Annotated in this window: 10 protein-coding genes and 1 pseudogene; 2 read left to right on the forward strand and 9 right to left on the reverse strand. The window is 73.8% G+C overall.

The features are described 5' to 3' along the window. Positions 1 to 309 precede the first annotated feature (309 nt). The 4 genes from ACGF5G_RS01615 to ACGF5G_RS01630 form a co-directional block, all read right to left on the reverse strand. Positions 310 to 714, reverse strand: a complete 405-nt coding sequence (locus tag ACGF5G_RS01615; protein ID WP_393257906.1) for a pyridoxamine 5'-phosphate oxidase family protein — start codon at positions 712 to 714, stop codon at positions 310 to 312. Between the two features lie 32 nt (positions 715 to 746). Then, entirely contained in the window at positions 747 to 1079 is a 333-nt protein-coding gene (locus tag ACGF5G_RS01620; protein ID WP_393257909.1) for a DUF1232 domain-containing protein, read from the reverse strand. Positions 1080 to 1167: 88 nt separating this feature from the next. Next, positions 1168 to 1980 (reverse strand): hypothetical protein, encoded by an 813-nt coding sequence (locus tag ACGF5G_RS01625; RefSeq protein ID WP_393257912.1) that lies wholly within the window; start codon positions 1978 to 1980, stop codon positions 1168 to 1170. Positions 1981 to 2274: 294 nt separating this feature from the next. Continuing rightward, a complete protein-coding gene (locus ACGF5G_RS01630) occupies positions 2275 to 2670 on the reverse strand; it encodes a hypothetical protein (protein WP_393257915.1) in 396 nt (131 codons plus the stop codon). A gap of 293 nt (positions 2671 to 2963) precedes the next feature. Between ACGF5G_RS01630 and ACGF5G_RS01635 the strand changes: the two genes are divergently transcribed. Together ACGF5G_RS01635 and ACGF5G_RS01640 are read left to right on the forward strand one after the other, a co-directional pair. Further along, positions 2964 to 3230: a hypothetical protein gene (locus ACGF5G_RS01635; protein WP_393257918.1), complete on the forward strand. Its 267-nt coding sequence runs from the start codon at positions 2964 to 2966 to the stop codon at positions 3228 to 3230. A 570-nt stretch (positions 3231 to 3800) separates the two neighbouring features. Next, positions 3801 to 4337 carry a hypothetical protein gene (locus ACGF5G_RS01640; RefSeq protein WP_393257921.1) on the forward strand — a complete coding sequence of 179 codons (537 nt, stop codon included), beginning with the start codon at positions 3801 to 3803 and terminating at the stop codon, positions 4335 to 4337. A 148-nt stretch (positions 4338 to 4485) separates the two neighbouring features. Here the strand turns inward: ACGF5G_RS01640 and ACGF5G_RS01645 are convergent, their stop codons facing one another. The 5 genes and pseudogenes from ACGF5G_RS01645 to ACGF5G_RS01665 all read right to left on the reverse strand — a co-directional run bounded on the left by ACGF5G_RS01645 (position 4486) and on the right by ACGF5G_RS01665 (position 22553). Beyond that, complete coding sequence (locus ACGF5G_RS01645; protein ID WP_393257923.1) at positions 4486 to 5112, reverse strand: hypothetical protein; 627 nt, start codon at positions 5110 to 5112, stop codon at positions 4486 to 4488. A gap of 23 nt (positions 5113 to 5135) precedes the next feature. Next, positions 5136 to 6628: pseudogene (locus ACGF5G_RS01650) on the reverse strand (DUF6406 domain-containing protein). Positions 6629 to 6681: 53 nt separating this feature from the next. Then, positions 6682 to 21777, reverse strand: coding sequence for a toxin glutamine deamidase domain-containing protein (locus ACGF5G_RS01655; protein WP_393257926.1), 15096 nt, complete (start codon positions 21775 to 21777; stop codon positions 6682 to 6684). A gap of 45 nt (positions 21778 to 21822) precedes the next feature. Beyond that, positions 21823 to 22164 carry a hypothetical protein gene (locus tag ACGF5G_RS01660; RefSeq protein WP_393257929.1) on the reverse strand — a complete coding sequence of 114 codons (342 nt, stop codon included), beginning with the start codon at positions 22162 to 22164 and terminating at the stop codon, positions 21823 to 21825. Beyond that, entirely contained in the window at positions 22161 to 22553 is a 393-nt protein-coding gene (locus tag ACGF5G_RS01665) for a YbaB/EbfC family nucleoid-associated protein (RefSeq protein WP_393257931.1), read from the reverse strand. The genes ACGF5G_RS01660 and ACGF5G_RS01665 overlap by 4 nt, the downstream gene beginning before the upstream one ends. Positions 22554 to 22638 lie beyond the last annotated feature (85 nt).

Raw genomic sequence — 22638 nt, forward strand, 5'->3', positions numbered from 1 at the left:
CGCAAGCACCGGGACAGGCGCTCGCCTGGAGGGATTCGACGGCCCGGAGCGCGTCCGTGGCCGGGCGTACCAGGGATCCAACGGCCCTGCTCCACGGGGCATTCCGGGGCAGGGGCCGGGGGTCCGGCGGCACGATGGGATGCAACGGCGCCAGGGGCAGCAGGATTCCGGCGTACGGATGCGGCTCGTCACACGACGTGCGACGGGCTCCTCGTGCTCGTGCCGGCGGTGCCCGGACGGCGGTGTTCGGCCGTCTACCGCAGCCGACGTCGGCAGGCCGGGCGAGCCGGCGGCGAACCGGTCAGACCGTCACAGACTTCCCAGCAGGCGCGTCACGGTGATCTCGATGACGACCCGGTCGGGATTGGGGCGCGGTGTCCGGTACCGCTCGGCGTACCGGCGCTCGGCCTCGGCCACGGCGGCCCGGTCGGAGCGGACGACCGCCCGCCCCTCGATGGTGAGCCACCGCCGCCCGTCGACGTGGCAGACGGCCACCGGGGCGCCCACGGGGCCGGCTGCGGCGACGTGTCGGGCCTTGCGGGACGTGCCGCTGGTGATCACCCGGGCCAGGCCCGCCGCGGCGTCGACGGTGACGCCCACCGGCACGACGTGCGGGGTGCCGTCGGCCCGCAAAGTGGTGAACGTGGCCAGGTGCCGTTCCCGGCAGAACGCGGCGACCCGCTCGTCCTGCGGTGCCAACCGGTGGTCGGGCATGTCCGTCCTCTGTCTCGCGGTCAGCGTGCCGGTCAGGGAACGCGGCGGCGGTTCCGGTCCGGTTCCGGCGGGGTGACCGGTCGGCCGGGCAGCGGGGGACTGCCGGCGCGACGGTGCCGGACCAGCCGACCGAGGTAGATCAGCGCGCCGGTCAGCACGGCCATGTCGTCGAGGTAGATCGGGTCGGGCAGCACGTCGATCGGGAGCACGGTGTAGAGCAGCGCCCCGTAGAAAGCGACCTTGCCCTTCACCCCGAGCGTGCCGAGCAGCCGGCGGGTGCGGATCACGCGAACGGCCAGCAGCACCGCGCCGACCAGCGTGACGACCGCCACGACACCGACGAGGACCCACGCCTCCCTGGACATACGGCCACGCTAGCCCAGCCGGGCCAGCTCCGCCCGAATCCGTCGGCCGGCCGGTCGGTACGCGGCGACGGCCACCCGGTCGTGCCGGTCAGTACGCGGCGACGGCCGCCCGACCCCGGGCCACCGGCGGAACCTCCCGGCCGGACACCGCTGGAAGTTCCCGGGTCTGCTCCACCGGCCCCTCGATCAGCGGCAGCAGGGACGGCGGCTCCTCGGGCTGGTGGTTGACCGCGGCGAACGCCTCGTCCCGCAGGCTGCGCGCCGACTCGGCGGCGAGTTCGGCGGCGCGCCAGGCGGCCTGCTCCCGCTCCCGGGCGGCCTGCTGCCGGGCGAACAGGTTGTCCCGTACCGCCCGGCGCAGCACCAGCTCCTGCTCGACCGGGTGCAGCCGCGGGTCCCATCCGTTGCGGTGCGCGAAGACGTCGCTGAGCTGCTCCACCGACAGCTCCTTGCGCCAGTACGCGTCCAGCGCGGCCCGGTGCAGGAAGCGCTCGCGCTCGGCGTACTCGGCGGGGGTCCGGCCGGTACGCGGCAGGGGCATCGCCTCGGCGTTCGCCAGCCGTCGGACGTCCGCCTCGGCGGCCTCGTACGCCTGCCAGGCCGTCTCGACCGCCTCCTGCGCGGTCAGCCACTCTGCCCGCAGGCGGGCGGCGGTGGCGGCGGCCCGCTCCGCGGCCACCGCGACCTCCTCCGCGTACCGGGACCGTTCGCGCTGCTCCTCGGCCCGTTCCAGCTCGCTAGGCATCGCCGCGCGGCGGATCAGGACCCCCGCGTCGAAGCGGAGCCGGCCCGGCCGCAGCAACAGGCCGGCGACGGTGACGGCGACGACGCCGAGCAGGCTCAGCCAGATCACGGCGGCCCGCGGCACATCGAGCAGGACGGAGGAGAGCACAGTTTGCATGGTCAGCACCTCGCGGTCGATCGGCGGAAATCGACGTTGGTCGTGCCCGGCGGACGGGCGGGTGGGCATCGTGGACGCTTGCGGCGTACCGCGGCAGGTGGTCGTCTCGGGCGGGCCGGGAACGGGCGGGACCGGTGCCGAGGCGGGTACGGCCGGGGCGGCGTGCCGCCCCACGCGGTAGGCGGGCCGGAGCCGTGGCGGCCGGAGTGCCGAAAGGCGGCCCGGTCGGATGGCCTCGTGCGGCGGGAGGAGGTCCGCCGCAGCGGCCGATCGCCTCGGGACGTGGCCGACGGGTCAGGCGGTCGGCGGACCGCGCCGGGTGGGGACGCCCCGACCGGGGTCGCGGGTCGGCACGTCCAGGCGGACGATCGACGCGACCGGGTTCTCGGCCCGGCGGACGGCCGGCGGGGTGGCCGCGTCGACCGTCCGCTCGGCAGCAGGCTCCCGGCGCGGCAGCGGCCGGTCGACCGGCGCGTTCGCGGCGACCGGTGCGTTCGCGGCGACGGGTGCGCCCGCGGCGACGGGTGCGCTCGCGGCCGGGCCGAGGGTGGGGACAGACGGTGCCGGTGCGGTGGTCACGCCGCCGAGGCCGACGGCGAGCACCAGCGCGGCGACGGCCAGTCGGGTCAGCTCGCGCAGTAAACGCAGCGTGGCCGACCAGAACGGGTCGGTGGACGCTACGGACGGCACCCGTCCAACCTATCGCCCGTGCGCGGCCGGCGCAGCGCGGCGGCGGCATCGGACCGGGTGACCGCCACCACGTTGTCCGGAGTGGACGCTGTCCCGTCCGGCGGGAGCGGCGGCGGCTGTCTTTCCCGCTGTCCCGGCCCGCGGCAACAGCACGTTCGCCTTCCTCTCGGACTCGCGGCCGGGCCGGGCCGCGGCCGGGGCCGACCCGCAGATCACCGACATCATGATTGACTGGGTGCGGGCTTGCAGTTCTACCGGAAGCCACCGGAAACAAGTGACGTTAGGTTGCGCTGATGATGTGGATGTCGTGGCTCTTCGTGGCGTCACTCCTGGCGGTGACGGTGGGCCTCCTGCTCGGCATGTACGAGCGGCTCCGCCCCTCGGTCGCGCTGAAGCGGGCGTTCCACGTGCTCGTCCTGGCCGGGGCCGGGCTGATGCTGCCGGTTTTCGTCGTCGCCGGGTTGGACGAGCCGGTGAACTGGATCCCGGCCGCGCTGCTGGCCGGGATGCTTGCCCTGACACCGTGGATGTTGCGGGACAAGTCCCGGTCACGGTCCTGATCCGACCGCGTGGGGCGACCGACGCCGGACCAGTGCTGCGCGCGAGAACCACGTCAGCACCGAGATGAGCAACGCCAAGGCGTGGAACTGACGCAATCGCCGACGCGGCTCCGGTCCGACGACGGTGGTGCCGGGCAGGACCGCGGCTACTCCAGAGCGGACGGCGCGGGTACCGCGCCCGGGACGGCGGGCCGGCTCTGTCCCGCCCGCTCAGAAACTGTGGTCTGAGGGCGCAGCGGTCTTCGTCCGGCAGCCGGGTGGCGACGCCGCTCGTCAGCGGGGGCGAGTGCTCAGCCGGCGTGACCCGCCCGGTGCTGTGGGCGCCCGTGCGTCCCGGCCTCGGGGCGTACGGTCACGGGCTCACTGGCGGTCCTGGTGTCGCGGCCCGGTCGCGGTGGTGGCCTGCTGCCGCCTGACCAGCGCGTACAGCCCGGTGCGACGGAGAGCGGAGCGGTGCCGCCGGGCCGTGGCCGCGCCAGCCTGAGCGACGGTACGGCCGATCCGCCGCGTCGGCTCGCGTCGGCGGCACCGGAGCGCCGGGGAGGGCGGAGGATCGGTACGGTGGAGCGCATGATCCTGCCCCCCAGCCGTACGAGCGCGGAGGCGCACCTCTACATGGACCTGCGGCCCTGCTCCTGCGGGGAGACGCGGTTCGCCCGGCAGAGCGCGGTCGTGGCGCTCGAGGACGGCGACCTGGCCGCCCGCTACACCGGTGCCTGCCCCACCTGCGGCCAGCCGCGCGAATTCACCTTCCGGCTGCCGGCCGAGCCCGCCGTGGCCCCCGCCGGTGGCTTCCGCTACGGCGGGGACGAGCCGTCGCAGCTGCTCGATCCCGGCGAGTGGCTCCGGGTGGCCGACACGTACGCCAGGTCGGTGCCGGCGGACGGGGACGCGGGGCAGCGGGCCCGGGCCACGCTGATCCGGGCCGTCGCGGCGCTGGACGAGGTGCTCAAGTTCATCCCGCCCGGCGAGGACGTGGTGCCCGCCGCAGCCTGCACCAGCGAGTGGGGACGCGACCTGCGCCGGCGGGAGCCGGGCCGCTTCCGGCGCGGCCGGCTGGCCACGGTCCGCGACACGTACGCCGGGATGCTGCCGCAGGCCGTCTGAGCGAACGCCGCGTCGTCCTCGACAACCCCCACGGCACCGGCGCGACCCGCGGCCGGGATGCCGGCCGCGTCACGCCGAGCCCTTCCGGCAGCGATGCCGTCCAGTGCGGTCGGTTCTCAGGCCCGCCAGGTCCCGGGTGCGGCGATCCTCACCGGCGGGCCTCGTCGAGACAGGCGGCGTTCGCGCCGACCAGCAGGGGGAGGGCGGCCAGGAACTCGCGCAGCACGTGCCGGGGGTCGTGCTCGCGGGTGTCCACTACCTCGGCCCGCGCGCCGGCGTCGGCGAAGACCTGACAGACGTCCCAGAGGCTGGCGCCCACGCTGCTCCACTGCCACACGTCGTGCGCCAACGCCGGCAGCCGCAAGACCGGCGCGGTGCCGAAGAGGCCGATGCCGTAGCGCAGCGGGTCGTCGGGGGTGTTGCCCAGCGACACCATGAGTGGGAGCACCCGGTGCGCGCGGGCGAAGTCCTCCACGTCCGGCGCGTCCGGCGTGATCTCCACCAGCAGGCCGTCCTCCAGGAACTCCGCGACGATGCGGTCCGGGTCGGCCACGCCGAGCTGCCTGGCGGCATCGGTCACGGCGGCCCGGTCCCAGGTGGCGTCGGGCCGGTCCACCGGGCGGTGCGCCGCGGCCCAGACCGCGAAGGCCTGCGGGTCCTCCAGGGTCACCGAGAGACGGCCGATGCCCAGCGAGTAGTACTTCACCGGAGCGCCCACGGCCGGGTGGAACTCCCCGGTGTAGCGCCCTACCGGCAGGATCAGCGGATCGGCCATCGCGGGGTCCCTCGTCGTATCGGTCACGGCAGCGGCTCCAGGTAGACGACGCTGGCCGCGAGCAGCAGGTGGGCGGTACGGAGGAACGCGGTGAGCAGCCGTTCCGGGTCGACCAGGTCCGGGTCGGTGCCGCCGGCCTCCCGCTCCTCGTCGGCGAGGGCCCGGCACATCGTCCAGAGGCTCTCCCCCGACGGGCACCGTTCCCAGAGGTCGTAGACGGTGCGGGTGACGCTCACCACCGGGTGCTCGTAGAAGCCGATCGACCAGAGCCAGGGCTTTTCGGCGCTGTTGCCCAGCCCGAGCATCCGGGCGCCGACCCGGTGCCGACGAGCGAACTCCACCGCCTCGCCGGCATCAGGGGCGACCTCGACGGCGAGCCCTTCAGCCAGCAGCCCGTGCAGCAGCGGGGCGCTGTCGACACCGGGCAGTTGCGCGGCGGCCGCGTCGCGTACCGCAGGCAGGGTCCAGGGCTGCTCGGCCGGTTGGTCGCCGGCGCCGTGCGCCAGCGCCCACAGGGTGAAGCGCTGGTCGTCCAGCTCCCACACCTCGTCGCCGAGGCGGACCCGGTGGTAGCGCTCGGTCGAACCGGCCACCGGGTGGAAGGTGCCGAAGAACTGCCCGACCGGCAGCAGCAGGGCCTGCGCGGTGTGTGTCGTCGTCATCGCTGCTGATCCTCAGGTCGCGTGGCCCACCACGGCTGGTCGTCATGCTGGGAGTGGCCGGGCTCGCCGGGCCGGATGATCTGCGCCGGCGGCAGGTCGGACAGGTCGATCGGAGTCAGCTTGCCAAGGAAGTGCCCGAACGAGCGGGCCACCGGAACCAGGTGCCGCTCGCGCCCGGCGGCACCCTCAGGACCGATCGCCCCGCCCAGGCCGGACTCCGGCAGGAAGTACACGCCCTCCTCCGCCATGTCGCGCGGCCGCAGCGAGAGCACCAGCAGACCGCCGGAGAGGTTCGCGATGACCAGCCAGGTCGGTGACAGCCAGGGATCCCGGTGTACGCGCTGAGCGTGCACCAGATCGAACGGCGGGTACTGGGGATGAACGCCGAGCAGGGGACGTTCCGGCAACATGCTGAAGGGCAGGCCGGGGACGTGGTGCTCGACCTCGGGCTGTGCCCCGTTGTTGTCACGCAGCCAGTCGCGGTAGCTCGGCGGCAACGAGATGCCGAGTTCGACCTCCACTGCTTGTAGCTGCGCTTCGTCGAGCTGACCGTAGGGCCGCAGCCGGGCGGACTTCCAGACGTGGCCGGTTGGTGGCGTCATCACCTCGTTCTCGTCGACCCGACGGACGATCACCCGCCACTCGTCCGCGCTCTTCATGTCGACGTCCGCGAAGCGCCAGGTCTCGTCGCCCACCGGGAAGGTCTCGCCGAGAGCGACCTCGTAGTGGGGGGACTCCTCGCTCCAGTGGGGCATGACGGCGATTTCGCACCGGACCGGAGGGCCCTCGTTGATCCACCGAACGCCGAGCCGGGCCGGCCCGATGTCCGACGGCACGTTGTTGCGGATGGACATGACGTCCGTGTAGGAGCGCAACGGCTCTCCTCCCAGCTCTCTTCTCGGCACGGTCACCCGTTCAGCATGTCGTGCAGCGTCGCCTCGTCGGGCAGCGAGAAGCCGAGCACCTCCCGGGCGATCCGCTCGGCCTCCGCCCGGCCGACCGGCAGCGAGCCCCCCGGACCGGGCGGTGCCCCGCCCGCCGTCCAGTGGGCCGAGCGCTGCCCCCGCTCAGACGACTCGACCACTCCCAGGCCACTCACCGTACCGTTGGTGGCCAGCAGGGCGTAGTAGACGAGGGTGTAGCGCTCGTCCTCCAGATCGGTGCGGCCCAAGGTGTGCGGGTCCGACGTGGCGATCGGCGGCGTGGGGACGGCCGGCGGCGCCGCTGGCGGACCTGCCATCGGTGGCGGCGGAGTCGGCTGCGGCTCCAGGTGGGCAAAGCCCCTGCTCATCAGATCGAGGAATTCCCGCACGGTCATCGGCGTCGGGTGGTCCCTGTTCCACGGATTGCGCAGCTGCACCTGACCGTTGCCGACCGCGACCACCTCGTAGGCGTGACCGGCGTAGAGCCCGTGCGGAAGCTTCTTACGGATCGATGCGGGGTATTCCGTTTCCGACTTGGTGCCGGTGATCACCGGGCTGCCGGCGGCCAGCAGTGCGGCCAGCCGGGCTTCGACGGCTGCCTCCCGCCCCGGCGTCGTGTCGAACTGTTCGGCGCGACTCGGCACTCCGGTGAGCTGGGTGAGCAGCTCGGCCTGCATCCGCGGGGTGCTGCCGACGTCCAGCCGGGCGTAGCCGGTCGGCGCGGCCACGTGCGGATCCTTCGGGCTGTGCCACGACCGCCAGTCGCGCTGCCACTGCTCGTGCCGTTCGGTGCTCCAGGTGCGGTCGACCGCCGCGAGCGCCTTCTCCAACAGCGACGCCCAGGAGCTGCCGTTCACCGACTGATCAGCGTAGGCGGTCGCACCGTTGTAGCCAGGGCGAAGCGGCACGTCCGGGTGCACAGTGATCCGCAGTCGCCGGCCCGTCGGGTTGATCGAGTCCCCGAGCAGGGCACTTTCGTGCAGCAGCACGTCGACCGTGCCGTCCGGATTGGGCTGGAACAGCCCGGCGATGGCGTCCGGACGGTGGGCGGCGACGGCGGCCATGCTGGCCAGCATCCCGCAGTCGCCGAGCATGCCCTGCCGCACCTGCTCCCGGCGGGGCGGCCCGTCGAAGGTCGGAACGGTCTGGCCGGTCTGCGCGTGGTGTGCCCGGCCGTACTCGGGGACGGGCTGGCCCGGCTCCGCGGCCGGCAGCGTGACCCGGTCGGCGACCACCACGGTCTCGCCGGCCGTGACGGTCGCGTCGACCTCCACGTCCACTGGCGGTGCGCCGGGCACCGACGCGCGCAGCGCGCGGGTGAGTACGTCCGGCACCAGGGCCAGCACCCGGGCGTTGGTCAGGTAGTGGAAGTCGTGCGTGTTCAGCACCGCCATGGCGGCGGGGTTCGCGCCGTACTCGGCCCGGAACGCGACCCGGGCGCGAACCCGGTCCTCGGCCAGCAGCGACTGGCGCCCCGCCTCCGTGCCCAGGTCGAAGGCCGACCGCGACTCCGCCAGCCAGAACTCCGGCGCGCGGTCGAGCACGTACGGGCGCAGGTCGAACCGGCCGGTCAGGTCGACGTACACGCCCTCGGCGGCGATCCGGTCGGCGAGCTGCGGATCCACCTGCCGGATCAGGTCCAGCTGAGCCGGCGGCATGGCGATGATCTGCCCGGCGCAGGCCGGCATCCGGGGCAGGCTGGACTGCGCCTGCTCACCCTGGACGGCCAGCTCACGTAGCCGGGCATCCACCTCGGCGGCCGAGGGCACCTGGGAGCCCGTAGCCAGCCGGGCCCCGTAGTCGATCGCGCGGAAGCGCTCGACGGTGCTCGCCGGGATGCCGCCGAGCACATCGGTGATCGACTCCGGAGTCACCAGCGGCACGCTCAACTGCATCAGGTGGGTGGCCACGTCGCCGGGGAGGACGCCCCAGCGGGCGGGCGCGTCCGGGGTGCCCAGGCGCAGCCCGAGATGGTCGACCAGGGCGTCGATCTCGGCCCGGAGGGTGAGCCGGGTCGCCGGATCCGCGCCCGCGTACGACGCGGCCAGGATCCGCAGCTCCGCCAGCCGGCCGTGGTCCTGCGCGGTCAGACCGGCCGGGTCGATCGGCCCGTCGCGGTGGTCGGCGTCCAGCTGACCGACCAGAGCCTGGCCGGACTCGTGCAGCGCCACCAGCTCCGCCACCTCGTGCGCCAGCGCCCGGGTGACCGCGGCGTCAGTCGCCCGGTCCGACACGGTGAGCGTGAACGAGCCGTCCAGGTTCCGCACCGTCTGGGCCACCACGCCGTCGGCGAGCGGGCCGGCCGCCACGTTCAGCGACAGCGGGTCCAGGCCGGCCACCCGCACCTCGAAACGGTCCGGGGTGACCGCGACGATCTGGTCCGCCCGCGCAGCGCCAGCCACCGTGGGCAGCGCGGCCCGGGCCGCGTCCACCACCGCCGCGGCGTCAGCCGTCGGCCGACCGAGCCCGTCGAAAGACGAGTTCGGCACCGCGGTGGTAGTGGTACGGGCCAGCTCGACGTGCGCGTACCAGGGGCTCATCAGGTCGAGGAAGGCGCGCACCGACATCGGCGTGGGGTGGCTGCTGTTCCACGGATTACGCAACTGCACCTGACCGTTGGCGACGCCGACCACCTCGTAGGCGTGCCCGGCGTACAGGCCGTGCGGAAGCGTCGCGGTCTGGTACGCCGACGCCGGCCGGGTGCCGGTGATCACCGGACTGCCGGCGGCCAGCAGTTCCGCCAGCCGGGCCTCGGCGACCGCCTCCTGACCGGGCGCGGTGTCCAGCTGGTCCACCGACGTCGGCAGGCCGGTCAGCTGGGTGAGCAGCTCCGCCTGCACCAGTCGCGAGCTGCCGTTGTTCAGCCGCGCGTAGCCGAGCGGGGCAGCCTGGGTGTCGGCCACGCCGGGTCGGTTGGTCCACTGCTGCTGCCACTGGTCGTGGCGTTCCTGCGTCCAGGTCCGGTCGATCGCGGCGATCGCCTTCTCCAGCAGCGAGGCCCAGGCCACGCCCACCGACGACTGGTCCGCGTAGGCCGTCCGGCCGTCCGGGCCGGGTCGCAGCGGTACGTTCGGCTGCACGGTGATCCGCAGCCGCCGCCCGGTCGGCGTCACCGACCGGCCGGGCAGGCTGCTCTCGTGCAGCAGTACGTCCACCGTGCCGTCCGAATTGACGTGGAACAGGTCGGCGAGTGCGGCGGGCAGGTGGCCGGCCACCGCGCCGATCACCGCGATCATGCCGCAGTCGCCGAGCATGCCCTGCTGCACGTCCTCGCGCTTGGGCGGCCCGTCGAACAGCGGCGGCGGCTGGCCGTTCTGGCTGTCGAGCGCCTGCCCGTACGCCACGGCCGGGGTGCCCGCCTCGGCGGCCGGCAGGGTGACCCGGTCGGCGACCGCGGCGGTCTCCGCGGGGCCGGAGGCGGTGGCGGTGGTCTCCCCGGTCGTCGCCTCGGCGATCGGGCTGAACCCGCGCAGCACCTGGGTCAGCGCGTCCGGCACCAGGCCCATCACCCGGCCCGCGCCCAGGTAGTGGAAGTCGTGGGTGGCGAGCAGGGGGACCGGCTGGCCACCGGCGAGACCACGTAGCGCGGCGCGTGCCCGGACCCGGTCCTCGACCAGCAGGGCCTGCCTGCCGGCCGGCGTACCCAGGTCGAACGCCGGCCGCGCGTCACCCAGGTCGATCTCGGGCTGGCTGTCCACCGCGTACGGTCGCAGGTCGAACTGGCCGGTCAGGTCGACGTACACGCCCTCGGCGGCGATCCGGTCGGCGAGCTGCGGATCCACCTGTCGGATGAGGTCCAGGTGAGCCGGCGGCATGGCGATGATCTGCCCGGCGTACGCGGGCATCCGCGGCAGGCTGCTCTGGGCCTGCTCGCCCTGCATCGCCAGCTCGCGCAGCCGCGCGTCGAGTTCGGTGGTCGACGGCACCTGGAAGTCCGGGGCGAGTCGGGCCCGATAGTCGATCATCCGGAACCGCTCGACGTCGGTGAGCGCCGGGCCGCCCTGCAGCACCTGGGTGACCGACTCGGGCGTCACCGACGGCACGCTCAGGCGCACCAGGTGCGTGAACACGTCCCGCGGGATGGCGGCCCACCGCGCGGGTGCGGCGAAATCGCCCACCCGCAGGCCGAGGTGGTCGACGAGGGCGTCGATCTCGGCGCGTACGGCGAGCCGGGTGGCCGGGTCGCCGGCCTCGTACTCGGCGGCGAGCAGGCGGATCTCGGCCATCCGGCCCCGGTCGTGCGCGGTGAGGCCGGCCGGGTCGATCAGCCCGTCGACGTTGCCCGGGTCGAGCGGTCCGACCAGGGCCTGCCCGGACTCGTGCAACGCCACCAGCTCCGCGACCTCGTGCGCGAGCGCCCGGGCGATGACGCCGTCCACGGCCCGGTCCGAGACGGTCACCGTGAACGACCCGTCCGGATTGCGCGTCGACTGGGCCACCACCCCGTCGGTCAGCGGGCCGACGGTCAGCTCCACCCGCAGCGGGAACAGGCCGGCTGCGCGCACCTCGAAGCGGTCCGGCGCGACCGCCGCGACCTCGTCCACCCCGGCGTACGGGGCCACCTGCGGCAACGCGGCCCGGGCGAGGTCCAGCACCGCGGCCGGGTCGGCCGCCGGCCGCCCCAGACCGTGGAAACCCGAGTTCGGTACCGCCGCCGCCGTGATCCGCCCAGGGTCGGCGCCGTTGTCCGGGTCGCCGCTGCCCTCCGGGTTCGGGCCGGCCGCCGGGTCGGTGCCGTTCTCCGGACCGGTCGCGGCCGGGTCCGTCCGGCCGCTGCCGACGGTGCCGAAGAGGCGGGAGAGCAGACCGGTGCGGCGGTGCGTCTCCGCCAGCCGCTCGGCCAGCCGGCCGGTGGTCGACTCGGCGGCGCTCAGGCGGCCCTCGAGCCGGTCGGCGGCCCGCTCCAGCTCGGCGATCGGCTCGTTCAGCCGGTCGACGACCTGGTCCACCCGGTCGGCGGCGGCCCGGGCGTCGCTGCGCGCGTCGAACCGGCTGCGCACGTCGTCGGCGGCGAGGCCCTGCCGCTTGGCGTGCCACTTCGCCACCCCGATCACCGGCGCGGCGGCCACCGCGGCGATGGGGATCACCGGCGCCAGCGGACTGGCCACCGCGACGGCGACCGCGGTCGCCGCGGCGGCGGTCGCCCCGGTGGTCAGCACACTCGACACGAGGTAGGTGCGCAGGCGGGGAATGCCCGGTGGACGGGCGTCCTCGGCGGCCCGCCGTTCGGCCCGGAGCGTGCGGAGCTGCCGCGTCCGGCCGGCGCGGTCGCCGCCGAACTCCGCGACCACCTGCCGGGCCTCGGGGGGCAGCTGCGCGATCCGGTCCGGCGCCCCGAGCATGCCATCCCGCAGACCCAGCCGGTCGATCACCGCGTGCAGTTCGCGCAGGGCCGGCTTCAGGGAGACGGGATCAGCGGTACGCACCTGGTGCGCGGCCGTCTGCAACTCCCAGGCGTCGGCCCTGCTCAACCGTTCCGGACCGGTCGCATCGGGCGTCCCGCCCGGGTCCGGTGTGGCTGCCGGGTCCGGTGCGGCTGCCGGGTCCGGTGCGGTTGCCGGGTCCGGTGTGGCTGCCGGATTCGGCGCGCCGGCGGCCGGGTCGGGCGTGGTCGTGCTACCGGGCGTGGTCGAGGTCTCGGTCGACCCGGCCGAGGCGGTGTGCCTCTGCGCCAGTCGGTCCATGGTCGCGTTGATGTCGTCGAGGCGCCGCGAAGCCGCGTCGAGCTGCCGGGCGGCGTCGGTCACGGCCGTCGCCGACGGGCCGGCGAGGCCCTCCACCCGTGACGTCGGGTCCGTCGCCGGGTTGGGGTTGGCCAGGTCCCAGGTCCGGCGGGCGTCCTTGATCCGGGCCTCGACGCGCTTGAGCAGCAGGTCGCGGAGCGGACCGACGAGCCCACCGGCCAGCATGCCGACCGGCCCGGCCCCGGCGGCGACCTGGAGGACCTTGGCCACCCCGACCGTCGTCCCGGCCTGAACCAACGGGCCGGGCGTCTGCTCGACCGCGTAGACCCCGATGCTCGGCACGTTGCTCGGCCGTTGGGCGCTGTCCGTCGCCTGTGCCGGCGGGCGGGTGAGCAGCCGTGCCGCCCGGTCGGCCAGGCCCGGACGCCCGTGCCGCTCGACCACCGGCCGCAGCTCCGCCGGCAGCAGCTCACGGCGCTGATCCGCGCCCGGCGTGCCCTCCCGCAGACCGAGCTGGTCGACCAGGACCCGCAGCTGCCGGGCCACCGACGGGCGGGCCAGCAGGCCCGCGGACTCGTGCCGCGCGGCAAGCTCGGCAAGCCGTCGCAGCGAGGCCGTGTCGCGCGGGTCGCGGGACCCGGCTGCGGCCGGGTCGGTCGACGTCGCCGGATCGGTTGACGTCGCCGGGTCGGTCGACGTCGCCGGGTCGGTTGACGTCGCCGGATCGGTTGACGTCGCCGGGTCGGTTGACGTCGCCGGGTCGGTCGACGCGCGGGGCCCGGGGGTCGTCGTGACGTCCGGCGCGGCCAGCCCCGCCCAGGCCGGGTCGCCGAAGAGCAGGCGGCGGAACGAGTCGGCGAGGCCGTTGCGGCGCTGCGACTCGGCGAGTCGGCGCTCCAGGTCGGCCAGGCGCTGCTCCAGGTCGGCCGTCCGTCGGGCGGCGGTCGCGGCGCGGTCGGCCACTGCGCCGATCGGGTCGGCGAGCGCCTCGGCCGCCTGGGACAGCAGCGCCTCCGCCGGCAGCGCCGGGTGTTCCGCGTCCCAGGTGTCCCGGGCGTCCTTGGCGGCGGCCTCCTTGCGGGAGATCACCGGGTCGACCGCCGCGCCGGTCGCCGCTGCGGCCAGCGCGCCCGCGATGCCGAACCAGCCGAACTTCAGCTGGCCGAGGAGGTCACCGACCCCCGCGATCGTGGCGGCCGTCAGCAGGTTCGGCGCGGTCTCCGCCACCGAGATCCACCAGGGCGCGACCTTGCCCGGCCGCTGCCCGTCGGCCGGTTGGCGGCCGATGACGACCCGGGCCCGCTCCCGGACCGCGGTCGTCCGCGAGTCGCCGAACCGGTCGACGAGCGGCCGCACGTCGGCCGGCAGCAGGTCCCGGCGCTGGTTCGCACCCGGCGTTCCCTGCCGCAGCCCGAGGTTGTCGAGCAGCGCCCGGATCTCCCGGCCCGTGCTGAGCCGGGACCACGGCCGCGCCCCGTCGTGACGGGCGACGAGACTGCGCAACTCGGCGAGCCGCCCATGTTCGTGCGGGGTCAACCCGACGACGGGCGGACCACTCTGGCCGTCGGTCGACGTCGGCGTACCGCTGCCGGGGCCGCGGCCGGTCGCCGCCGAAGGGTCCCCGCCGACCGGCCCGAACCGGCGGGGCCGGCCCATCAGCCGGTGCCGGCGCTCGTTCTGGCGCAGCTGCTCCTGGACGGCCGCGGCCTGCTCGCCGAGCCCGGTCACCGCCTCGCCCAACTCCTGAAGCGCCGAGGTCGCGTCGCCGGTGCGGGCGGCGAGCGCCTCCCCGGTGGTGGTGTCCGTCTCCGCGGCGCTGCGGGCGTCCTGACGGGCGTCGTACCGCGCCCGCCGGTCCTCGGCAACCAGGCCGGCCCGCTTGGCCAGCCACTTCGCCGGTCCGGTGGCGATCGCCCCGACGAGCGCGCCGGCGCCCAGCATCAGGGCGACCTCCGGCCGGCCGCCGGCGTCCAGGGTGAGCTTCGCCGCCAGCGCGGCCAGGAGAGAGTTCACGGTGAGATGCGTGACCAGGTACGTCCGCATCCGGGGCAGACCGAGGGGGCGGGCATTCGATTCCGCCTCGGCGGCGCGGCGGTCGGCGCGCAGCCGGGAGCGCTCGCTCGTCCGGGCCGAACGCTGGCTGGTCGCGTCGGCTAGCGCGGCCCGCGCCTCGGCGGGCAGGGCCGCGACTCGCTGCTCGGCGCCGAGCATGCCGTCACGCAGGCCCAGCCGGTCCACGATGGCGGCCAGCTCGCGTCGCGCAGCCGACCGGGACCACTTGTCCGCGGTCCGGACCTGGTGCGCGGCCGTCACCAGCTCGGCCACGTCGGCGCGGGTGAGCGGCGTGACGACCGACGCGCCTTCCGCCAACGGCTGCCCGAGGGCGGACAGCTCGGCAACCTCGTGCGCCAGCGCACGCCCGATCACCGCGTCGGCAGCCCGGTCGGAGACCGTCACCACGGCCGTACCGTCGGTGTCGAACACGCTGCTGGCGGCCGCACGGTCGGCGACCGGCCCGCTGGTCACCCGGAGGTTGAACTGACTGCCGTCGGCGCGGGTGACCTGGTACGTCCCGTCGGTCAGGGCGGTCACGGCCTGCACGCCGGCGTGGGCGGCCACACCGGGCAGCGCGGCCCGCGCCTGGTCGAGGACGGCGTCCGGATCGGCCTGCGCCCGTCCCTCGCCGTGGAAGGCCGTGCCGGGCAGTGCGCTCGCGGTGATCGGTTCGCTCGTCGGCACGCTGCCGTCGGTGGACGTGTCGCTGTTGCCCGGGGTCGCCGGCTGCGCGGTGTGGTCGGTGTCGGTGTCGACGCCCGGTGCGGTCGTGTCGGTGTCGACGCCCGGTGCGGTCGTGTCGGCGTCGAGGTCGACGTCGGTTGAGGTCAGTCCGGTTGGTCCACCTTCGGCCACACCTGCCGCCCGGTCACCCGGCCCTGCCGGCGTGCCGCCGCGTACCGCTTGATCACCAGGGGTGGCGGCAGGCTGGGATGGGCCGTCACCACTCCCGTCTCGTCGATGATGAAGACCCCCTGGCCCAGATGCCTGCCCTGCGCCCGCTCCTGCGGAGAGAGCGTCTCCTGGGCCGCCCAGCCGAACTCGAACGGGAACACCGCCACCGGGTTGCTGGTCCCCAGCAGGCGGGTCATCAGTTGCCGGGCTTCCTCCCTGGTCATCGGCATCGCTCGGCTGCACCTCCATCGACCACAGGTCGTACGTCCCATCAACATAGTCGCCGGGCAGCACGTCCGAGATGGTGTCGCCCTGCTGCGGGTCCCACCAGACCGGCCCGTCCGCGCCCTCGGGGTAGACGATCAGGAAGGCGTGTTGCGCGGCCCCGCGCACGTTGCCGTCCTCGTCGAGCTGGGGCTCGCCGGTGTTCTCGTCGAAGGCGAGCCACTCGACGACGACGACCGCGGCCGACCCCGGACCGGCGTCGTGGATTCGCTGGTAGAGCTGCTGGTACCGCTCGGTCACCGCCGCAGCGCGTTCGGTGGGAGTGGACGGCAGCGCGTCGCTGTCGCCGGTCCACTCGCCGCCGATCCAGCTCTGCACCCGGCCGAAGCCGTCCAGTTCGCCGGTCGCGGTGTCGACAGAGCCGTCCTCGAGCTGGTCCGGCCAGCGCGGCAGGGCCACCTGCGGATCGCCGAAGAAGCTGGCCAGCGCCGCCAGGGAGCAGTCGATGCAGTTGTTGCTCCGGCCGGGCTGGCCCGACCCACCGTCGTTGATCAGCTGGCCGTACGGGTGGGTGGACGGATCCGCGAAGACGGCGTACCCGTCGGGGGTCCAGAGGCTGTCGGCGACATCGTCCTGGAACTGGGGATCCTCCAGCGGCGCCAGCTCGTCCGGCCCGAAACGCCGGGTGTCCGGCATCGGCCAGCCCTGCATGTCCGGGTAGCCCTGGGCCTGGTCGTCGTCCCCGGGCGGCTCCTCGACGGTCTGCTCGCCGGCCGTCTCCTCGGTCGACGTGTCGGCCGTCTCCTCGGCCGCCGGGTCGTTGACGGTCAGGTCGCCTGGCGGCAGATCTCCGTCAACTCCGCTTCCGTCGGCAGCGGAACCGTCGTGAAGTGGGCCGTCTCCCGTTCCGCCGTGGCCCGGTCGACCGCTCGGGTCAGATGACGCTCCGGATTCGCGTACAGGATCGCCGTCGCCACGTCCGGTCGGAAGTTCCACGTTTTGGTCGGCCGATCCCAGATGACGGCCTGGGTCGGTCCGCTGCTCCGGAGCAGCGCGATCACGTTGACCGGCACTTCCGGATTGTCCGGGCGGAACAACAGGTGGTATCGGAAGTTGGGTTCGGCCATCTGTGCTCCCCAGAGAGGCGGGATCGAAGCCGGGCAGGTCGGAGGCGTCCAACCCTCGCTCGGCGAGGGCTTCCTGGAACGTACGGCCCTGCGCGGCCAACTCGGCGGCGTACTCCTGCAAGAGATCCGCCTGGGCCGGCTTGGCAGCCCAGGCCGCGAAGCTGGTGTCCTTCGGCGTACCGAATCGCTCCGGCCGACTGTCCATGCCCCCGGGCATGGCCGCCGCCGCACCGTTCGCCTTGTTGATCGCCAAGATGTCGAGGTACGCGTGGACCTGCGCGACGACGGGCGAGGCGGGATCCCGCATCACCTCGTACGGGACGTGGGTCTGCTTACCGATGGCGTAGCTGGTCGCTGTCGGGAACTGCAGTTCCAAGGTACGGCCGTTCGGGGACACCAGCGTGCAGTTCAGCCCGAAGAACCGGTTACCGGAATGCCAGAAGTTCTTCAGGTCGGTGACCTGGTAGCCGCTGGCTTCCAGCGTGCTGAGCAGTTGGTCGACGGCCGGCCCGTACGCCTCGGACTCCGGGCCGCGAACCGAGAAACGCACGACGTCGTTGACGGTTTGCAGCGCGCTGTCCAGGTCATAGCCCATCGGCGCCAGCTCGGTGCGGAACTTGCGGGCCAGCGATTCCGCGCCCTTGACCCGGTGTTCCTCGCCCAGCGTCCGCAGCGCGTCCTCGCCGGTCAGCCCGAGCTGCGCGTTGACGTCGGCGGCGACGCCCTGCAGTTCGGCGAGGATCTGGTCGGCGTCCTGCTGGGCCGCGGCGACGGCGTCGAGCAGCGTTGCCCGTTCGGTGCCCGACAGCTCGCCCAGGTAGTCGCTCTCTGCGGCGCCCGACTGGTCCTGGGCGGCCGTGGGGTCGCCGGCGCTCATCTCGGAGTTCTGATCCGCCGGTGCGGTGGAGTGCGGCGGCACCGGGTCCGGTCCGGCGGTCGGGGCGTCCGTGTCGGTCCGGGTGACGCCCGGCGTGATCGGGTCACCTTGGGCATCGAGCGTGATGGACCAGACGTTGTCGACACCGGCGCTGTAGATCGGGTCGGTGTCGGAGACCGTCCGCGCCTGAACGTCGACCCACACGATCGTCCCGTGGTGGTTCACCGCGTTCCAGGTGTGCGCCCGGCCGCTGGAGTCCGTGGAGGTGGTGATGATCAGGGCAGCCGAGCCGTGGCCGGCGTCCTGAAGAGCGGCGGCGATCTCGGCCAGTCCGGACGTGCCGGTGCCGCGGTGGCTGAAGGTGGTGCGCAACGCCTGTTCCTGCCGGGCAGTGCTGTTGCGCTCGACGGTCGTCGCGTCCGCCGTGGCCGCTGCCACCTCCGGCCGACCGAACCAGGTGGACAGGAACGATAGACCGGCGTCGGCGCAGTTCCGGTCCCGGCCGGGGACCGTCGGGCCCCCGTCGTTGACCAGACCCGCCCAGTTGCCCACGCGGGGGTCAGGGTGCACCTCCGGCCGGCCGGTGTCCGGGTTGCGGGGCACGGCATCGTCCAGTGCCTGCTGGTCGGCCTGGTCCGGTGGCACCAGGCCCTGCGGATCCCCGTACGGACGGGAGTCGCTCAGCGGTCGCCCGTTGCCGACCACCCCGGGCACCGGCGGCTGGTAGACCGACGGCGACCTGTCCGGATCCGTGATCGGATCGACGTTGAACTGCGGCAGGAAGTGCGTGCAGGAACGGCACGGGGCCCGGTAGTGGCCCAGGTCGTACCGAACCCCAGTGTCATCGAATCCGGTGGCGACCTGGTGCGTGACGATCTTCGACCCTTGGAAGGCGTCCAGGGCGTACTGCTCGAAGGTCCCTGGCTCGCCAACCGTTCGCCACTGCTGTTCAAGCCGGTAGAGCTGATCCGATACCAGCGCGACCTCAGCGCACTGGCCGTGGCCGGCGCCAGTCCTGTTGCCCAAGGCGACTGCGGTCCGGCCGAGGGCAGCCTGAGCGAGCGGGTGCACCGCCGGCTGGGTCGGCGGCGTGGTGCCCTTGTCGGGCCTCATGCTGGTGTGGGTGGTGATGTCGCCGTTCGGCATCATCAGCGCGCCCGCCATGCCCGGCATCTTGCCCTTGGAGATCGTCTTGGCCTTGACCGCAGTCCGGACGGTCTCGGCCAGCGTCCGGGACGCCTCGATGAGCATCCGCTCGGCGTCCGGGCCGCTCGGGTCGCCGGGGACGGTGATCGGGTCGAGGTGCCAGCTGTAGGTGCCACGACCGGTCGGGCTGGTGGAGCGGGTCAGCGTGGTCGGGTCGACTGTCCCGTTGTTGGCGTTCGGCGCGGTCGGAGTGCCGCTGTTCGGACCGTTGCCGGTCGACACCGGGACGACCACCACGCCGTCGGCGGAGGTCCGCTGGGCCGGAACTGCATCCGCCGGGTCCGTCGTCGCGTCGGTGTTGGCGTCCGGGCCTGCCGACGGGTCCGGCGTGCTCGACGGGTTGGTCCCGGTCGCGTCGGGGACGGCCGGCGTGGCGTCCGGGCGGGTCGAGCCGTCCGGCGCCGCGGCGACGTCCGTGGGCCCGACACCGACCAGCGGGGTACCCTCCGGCCGTCCGGACGGGCTGGCCTGGCCGGTGCCGGGCTGGCTGGTCGTGCCCTGCTGCGCCGGGGTGCCCGGCTGGTTCGGGGTGCCCTGGTTGGTGCCGCTGGCCGGCGCGGTGCTCGTCGTCGGGGCGCTGGTCGACGGCGTGGTGGCGGGCCCCAGCGAAATGGAACCCGCCGAGTTCGCCGTGGTCGGGTTGACGGTGGGTGTCGGGCGGCCGGTGGTCGGCTGTGTGTTCGTACCGGTGTTGGTCGCCGGCGCGGCCTGGGTGCCCGTCCCGGTCTGGCTGCTCGTGTTCGTGCCTGGCGCGTTCGTGGTGGGCGCGTTCGTGGCCGACGTGTTCGTGGCCGACGTGTTCGTGGTGGGGGCGTTTGCGGTCGACGCGTTCGTGGCGGGAGCGTTCGTGGTGGCAGTGGGCTGTGCGGTCGTCGCTGCCGTCGACCCGACCACGGCCGGGTTCGTGGTGGTGCCGCCGCTGCTCGGCGCCGTCGGCACGGTGCCGGGAGGTCCACCGGCTACGGAGGTGCCCACCGTCGTGCCAGGTACGACCGCGGGTGCCTGGTCGCCGGCGAGCGGATCAGCCGCGGAGTCCGACGTGGTGTCGCTCGTCCCCGAGTGGTCGGTGGTCTGCGACGGCGGAAGATCCACGGTGGACTCGGAGGACGGCCCCACGGAATTGCCGACGTTGGTCGTGGACGACCCGTCCTGGATGCCGCCGGTGGTCGAGGAAATCGAGTCGGAGCCCGTGCCCGTACCGGCGTCGGCGGAGCCCTGGTCGGTGACCAGGCCAGTGCCCGGCGCATCGGCGGTGACCGGGGTACCGGCGGCCGGCGTACCGTCGCTCGTGCCCGGATCGGTGCCCTGGCTGGTGCCCGTGTCGGACGTGCCCGTGGCCGACGTGTCGGACGTGTCCGCAGCCGGCGGGGCGCCGGCGTCGGCCGTCGGTGGGGCGAGCGAGATCGATCCGGACCCGGAGGTCGGCGCGTTGCTCGGGCCGGCGTCGGCGCTCCCGTCGCCCTGGCTGCTGCCGCTCGAACCGCTGCCCGAACCCGAGCCGGACCCACTGCCCGACCCTGAACCGGAGCCCGAGCCGGACCCACTGCCCGAGCCGGACCCACTGCCCGAGCCGGACCCACTGCCCGAGCCGGACCCACTGCCCGAGCCGGACCCACTGCCCGACCCCGAGCCTGAGCTGCTACCGGAACCCGAACCCGAGCCGGACCCACTGCCCGACCCTGAACCGGAGCCCGAACCCGAGCCACTACCCGACCCCGAACCCGACCCGCTGCCCGAACCGGAACCCGAGGTCGAGCCCGCGCCGCCGCTGCCGGCACCGCTGCCCGTTCCCGTGCCGGCGCCGGTCCCCGTGCCGTTGCCGAGGTTGCCGAGGTTCGCCCCGCCGACCGTCGGGTTCCCGGTGCCGGTGCCCGTCGTGGTGCCGGTACCGATGCCCGTCGTGGTGCCGGGGTCGAAGCCGGCGAGCCGGTTGTGCAGGTTCGCCATGCCGCTACCGAGGTTGCTGGCCGCCATCGTGGCCCCGCCGCGACCGGCACCGCTGGCGAAGCCGCCGAGGAACGCGTCAGCCCCGGGCATGTTCCACTGCCCGGTCATGGTGGCGTTGGCCAGAACGCTGGCGGCTGGCGAGATGACCGCGTTCTGCAGGCCGGCGGCGAGCGAGTTGCCACCCCAGCGGACGACCCCGGCGCCCCGGAAGTTCATCGCGGGGGGACTGAACGAGACCGGCATCCGGGGCGCCACGTTGTTGCGGGCGAAGCGGGTGCCGGCGTTCAGGCCGGTGCCGAGGATCGCGCCGTAGGCGCCGCCGATGCCCGCGGTGGCGGTACGCTTGACGTCCCACTCCGTCCGCGTGCCGGCGTTCATCTGGTACGCCTGGGCGCCGATGTCGATGATGAGTTCCTCGCCGACCTCCTCGGCGAGTTCGAGGGCGAACCGCCGCCCGGCGTTGCGTAGCGCCTCGCTGGTGACCCGCCGAGTGATCTGGGTGCCGACGGTGCGCAGGGCCGCCTGCATCCCGGCGCGGGTGAGGAGTTGCCGGCCCATCTGCGCGATCAGCCGCCGGAACGCGACCGTCACGGCCTGCCGGCCGGCGGCGAGGATGCCCGGGATCGCTCCGGCCGACACCCCACCCAGCCAGGCCATCAGCAGCGCCACGAAAACCGCGATTACGGTGATCATCACGGCGATGAGGACCGTCAGCTTCGCGTACTCGATTTCCATGGCCGCGTTGTCGCAGCCGCTGGCGAAGGCGGACGCTGCCTCCTGGATCAACGGCAGGCCGGTGCCCGGATCGACGCCGAGCTGGTTCCAGAGCTGGCCGAACGCCTCGCCGGCACCGCCGCCCCAGTTCTGGAGGATCTTCATGGCGGCCGGGTCGGCGTCGGCGAGAGCGTCGTTGATCGTCTCGGCGAGGCCGTTCCACGCGTCGGCGAGGTCGCGCATCCGGTCCTCGTCGCCGGTGGGCCACGCCTCACCGGCGCTGACCCAGCAGATGGCGTCCCAGACCCACGCGTACTCGCCGAGCGAGGCCTTGGGATTCGGTACCGCCACCTGTTGTGCCTCTCTGCCCTGACCTGACCGCCCGAGAGTGGGAGGTTACTTGTCCTCGCCGCCGAACCACTTGTCGACCATGTCGTCGACCTCGACGGTGCCGTCGACGGCGCTGGTCACGTCGGGACCCAGCACCTTGACCAGGTCGACGATCGTCTTGCCGCCGGTGAGGACGCTGGTGGCGGGGGCGTCCTTACCCTCCAGGTAGTGCTTGTTGAACTCCTTGCCCGGCTCGTCGGTGCCCCAGGGGGCCGAGGCGTTGAGCGAGGAGATGGTGGCCGCGTGCTGCGCCCAGCGGCTGGCCAGCGTCGAGCCGGCGACACCGAGCCGACGGCCGCCGTCCCGCGCGCCGTCGGGGTTGACGAAGGTCTCGTTCGGGTCACTCATCGGTCGTCCTCCCGTGGAAGTTCGCTGTCCAGCTGACGGAAGATGCCGTCCAGGTCGTGGTCCATGTACGCCTGGAACTGGCTGTCCGGCACGAAGGGCCGCAACAGCTCCTCGACGTCGGCCATCGCCTTCTCGGTTGCCCGCCGGATCGTGTCGGTGACCGTGGCGGAGAGTTCCTTCGAGTTCGGCCGCCGGTAGATGCGTGGGTCGAACTCCACCTTGACCACCTGGCCTCGGGGGCCCACGGTGACGGTGACGAACCCGTCGTCGGAGGTGACGGTGGCGTTCACGGCCTTGAGTCGTTGCTGGAGGTCACCCACGCCCGAACGCATCCGCTCGAACTGGGCCATCAGCTCGTCGGCCCGGGCGCGCATCGCCTGCGTGTCCATGGCGTCCTCCCCCTGCACGTCCACGTGCCGCCGCGATCCGACCGACGGCGTGACAGGTCGACCATACTGAACCGGCGCGACATCG

Source organism: Micromonospora sp. NPDC047730, from assembly GCF_043204765.1.
Classification (GTDB): Bacteria; Actinomycetota; Actinomycetes; order Mycobacteriales; family Micromonosporaceae; genus Micromonospora.

Bases quoted from the DNA above. Each gene is read 5' to 3' on its own strand.
- ACGF5G_RS01615 (WP_393257906.1), bottom strand. From the start codon at position 714: ATGCCCGACCACCGGTTGGCACCGCAGGACGAGCGGGTCGCCGCGTTC.
- ACGF5G_RS01620 (WP_393257909.1), bottom strand. From the start codon at position 1,079: ATGTCCAGGGAGGCGTGGGTCCTCGTCGGTGTCGTGGCGGTCGTCACG.
- ACGF5G_RS01625 (WP_393257912.1), bottom strand. From the start codon at position 1,980: ATGCAAACTGTGCTCTCCTCCGTCCTGCTCGATGTGCCGCGGGCCGCC.
- ACGF5G_RS01635 (WP_393257918.1), top strand. From the start codon at position 2,964: ATGATGTGGATGTCGTGGCTCTTCGTGGCGTCACTCCTGGCGGTGACG.
- ACGF5G_RS01640 (WP_393257921.1), top strand. From the start codon at position 3,801: ATGATCCTGCCCCCCAGCCGTACGAGCGCGGAGGCGCACCTCTACATG.
- ACGF5G_RS01645 (WP_393257923.1), bottom strand. From the start codon at position 5,112: ATGGCCGATCCGCTGATCCTGCCGGTAGGGCGCTACACCGGGGAGTTC.
- ACGF5G_RS01660 (WP_393257929.1), bottom strand. From the start codon at position 22,164: ATGAGTGACCCGAACGAGACCTTCGTCAACCCCGACGGCGCGCGGGAC.
- ACGF5G_RS01665 (WP_393257931.1), bottom strand. From the start codon at position 22,553: ATGGACACGCAGGCGATGCGCGCCCGGGCCGACGAGCTGATGGCCCAG.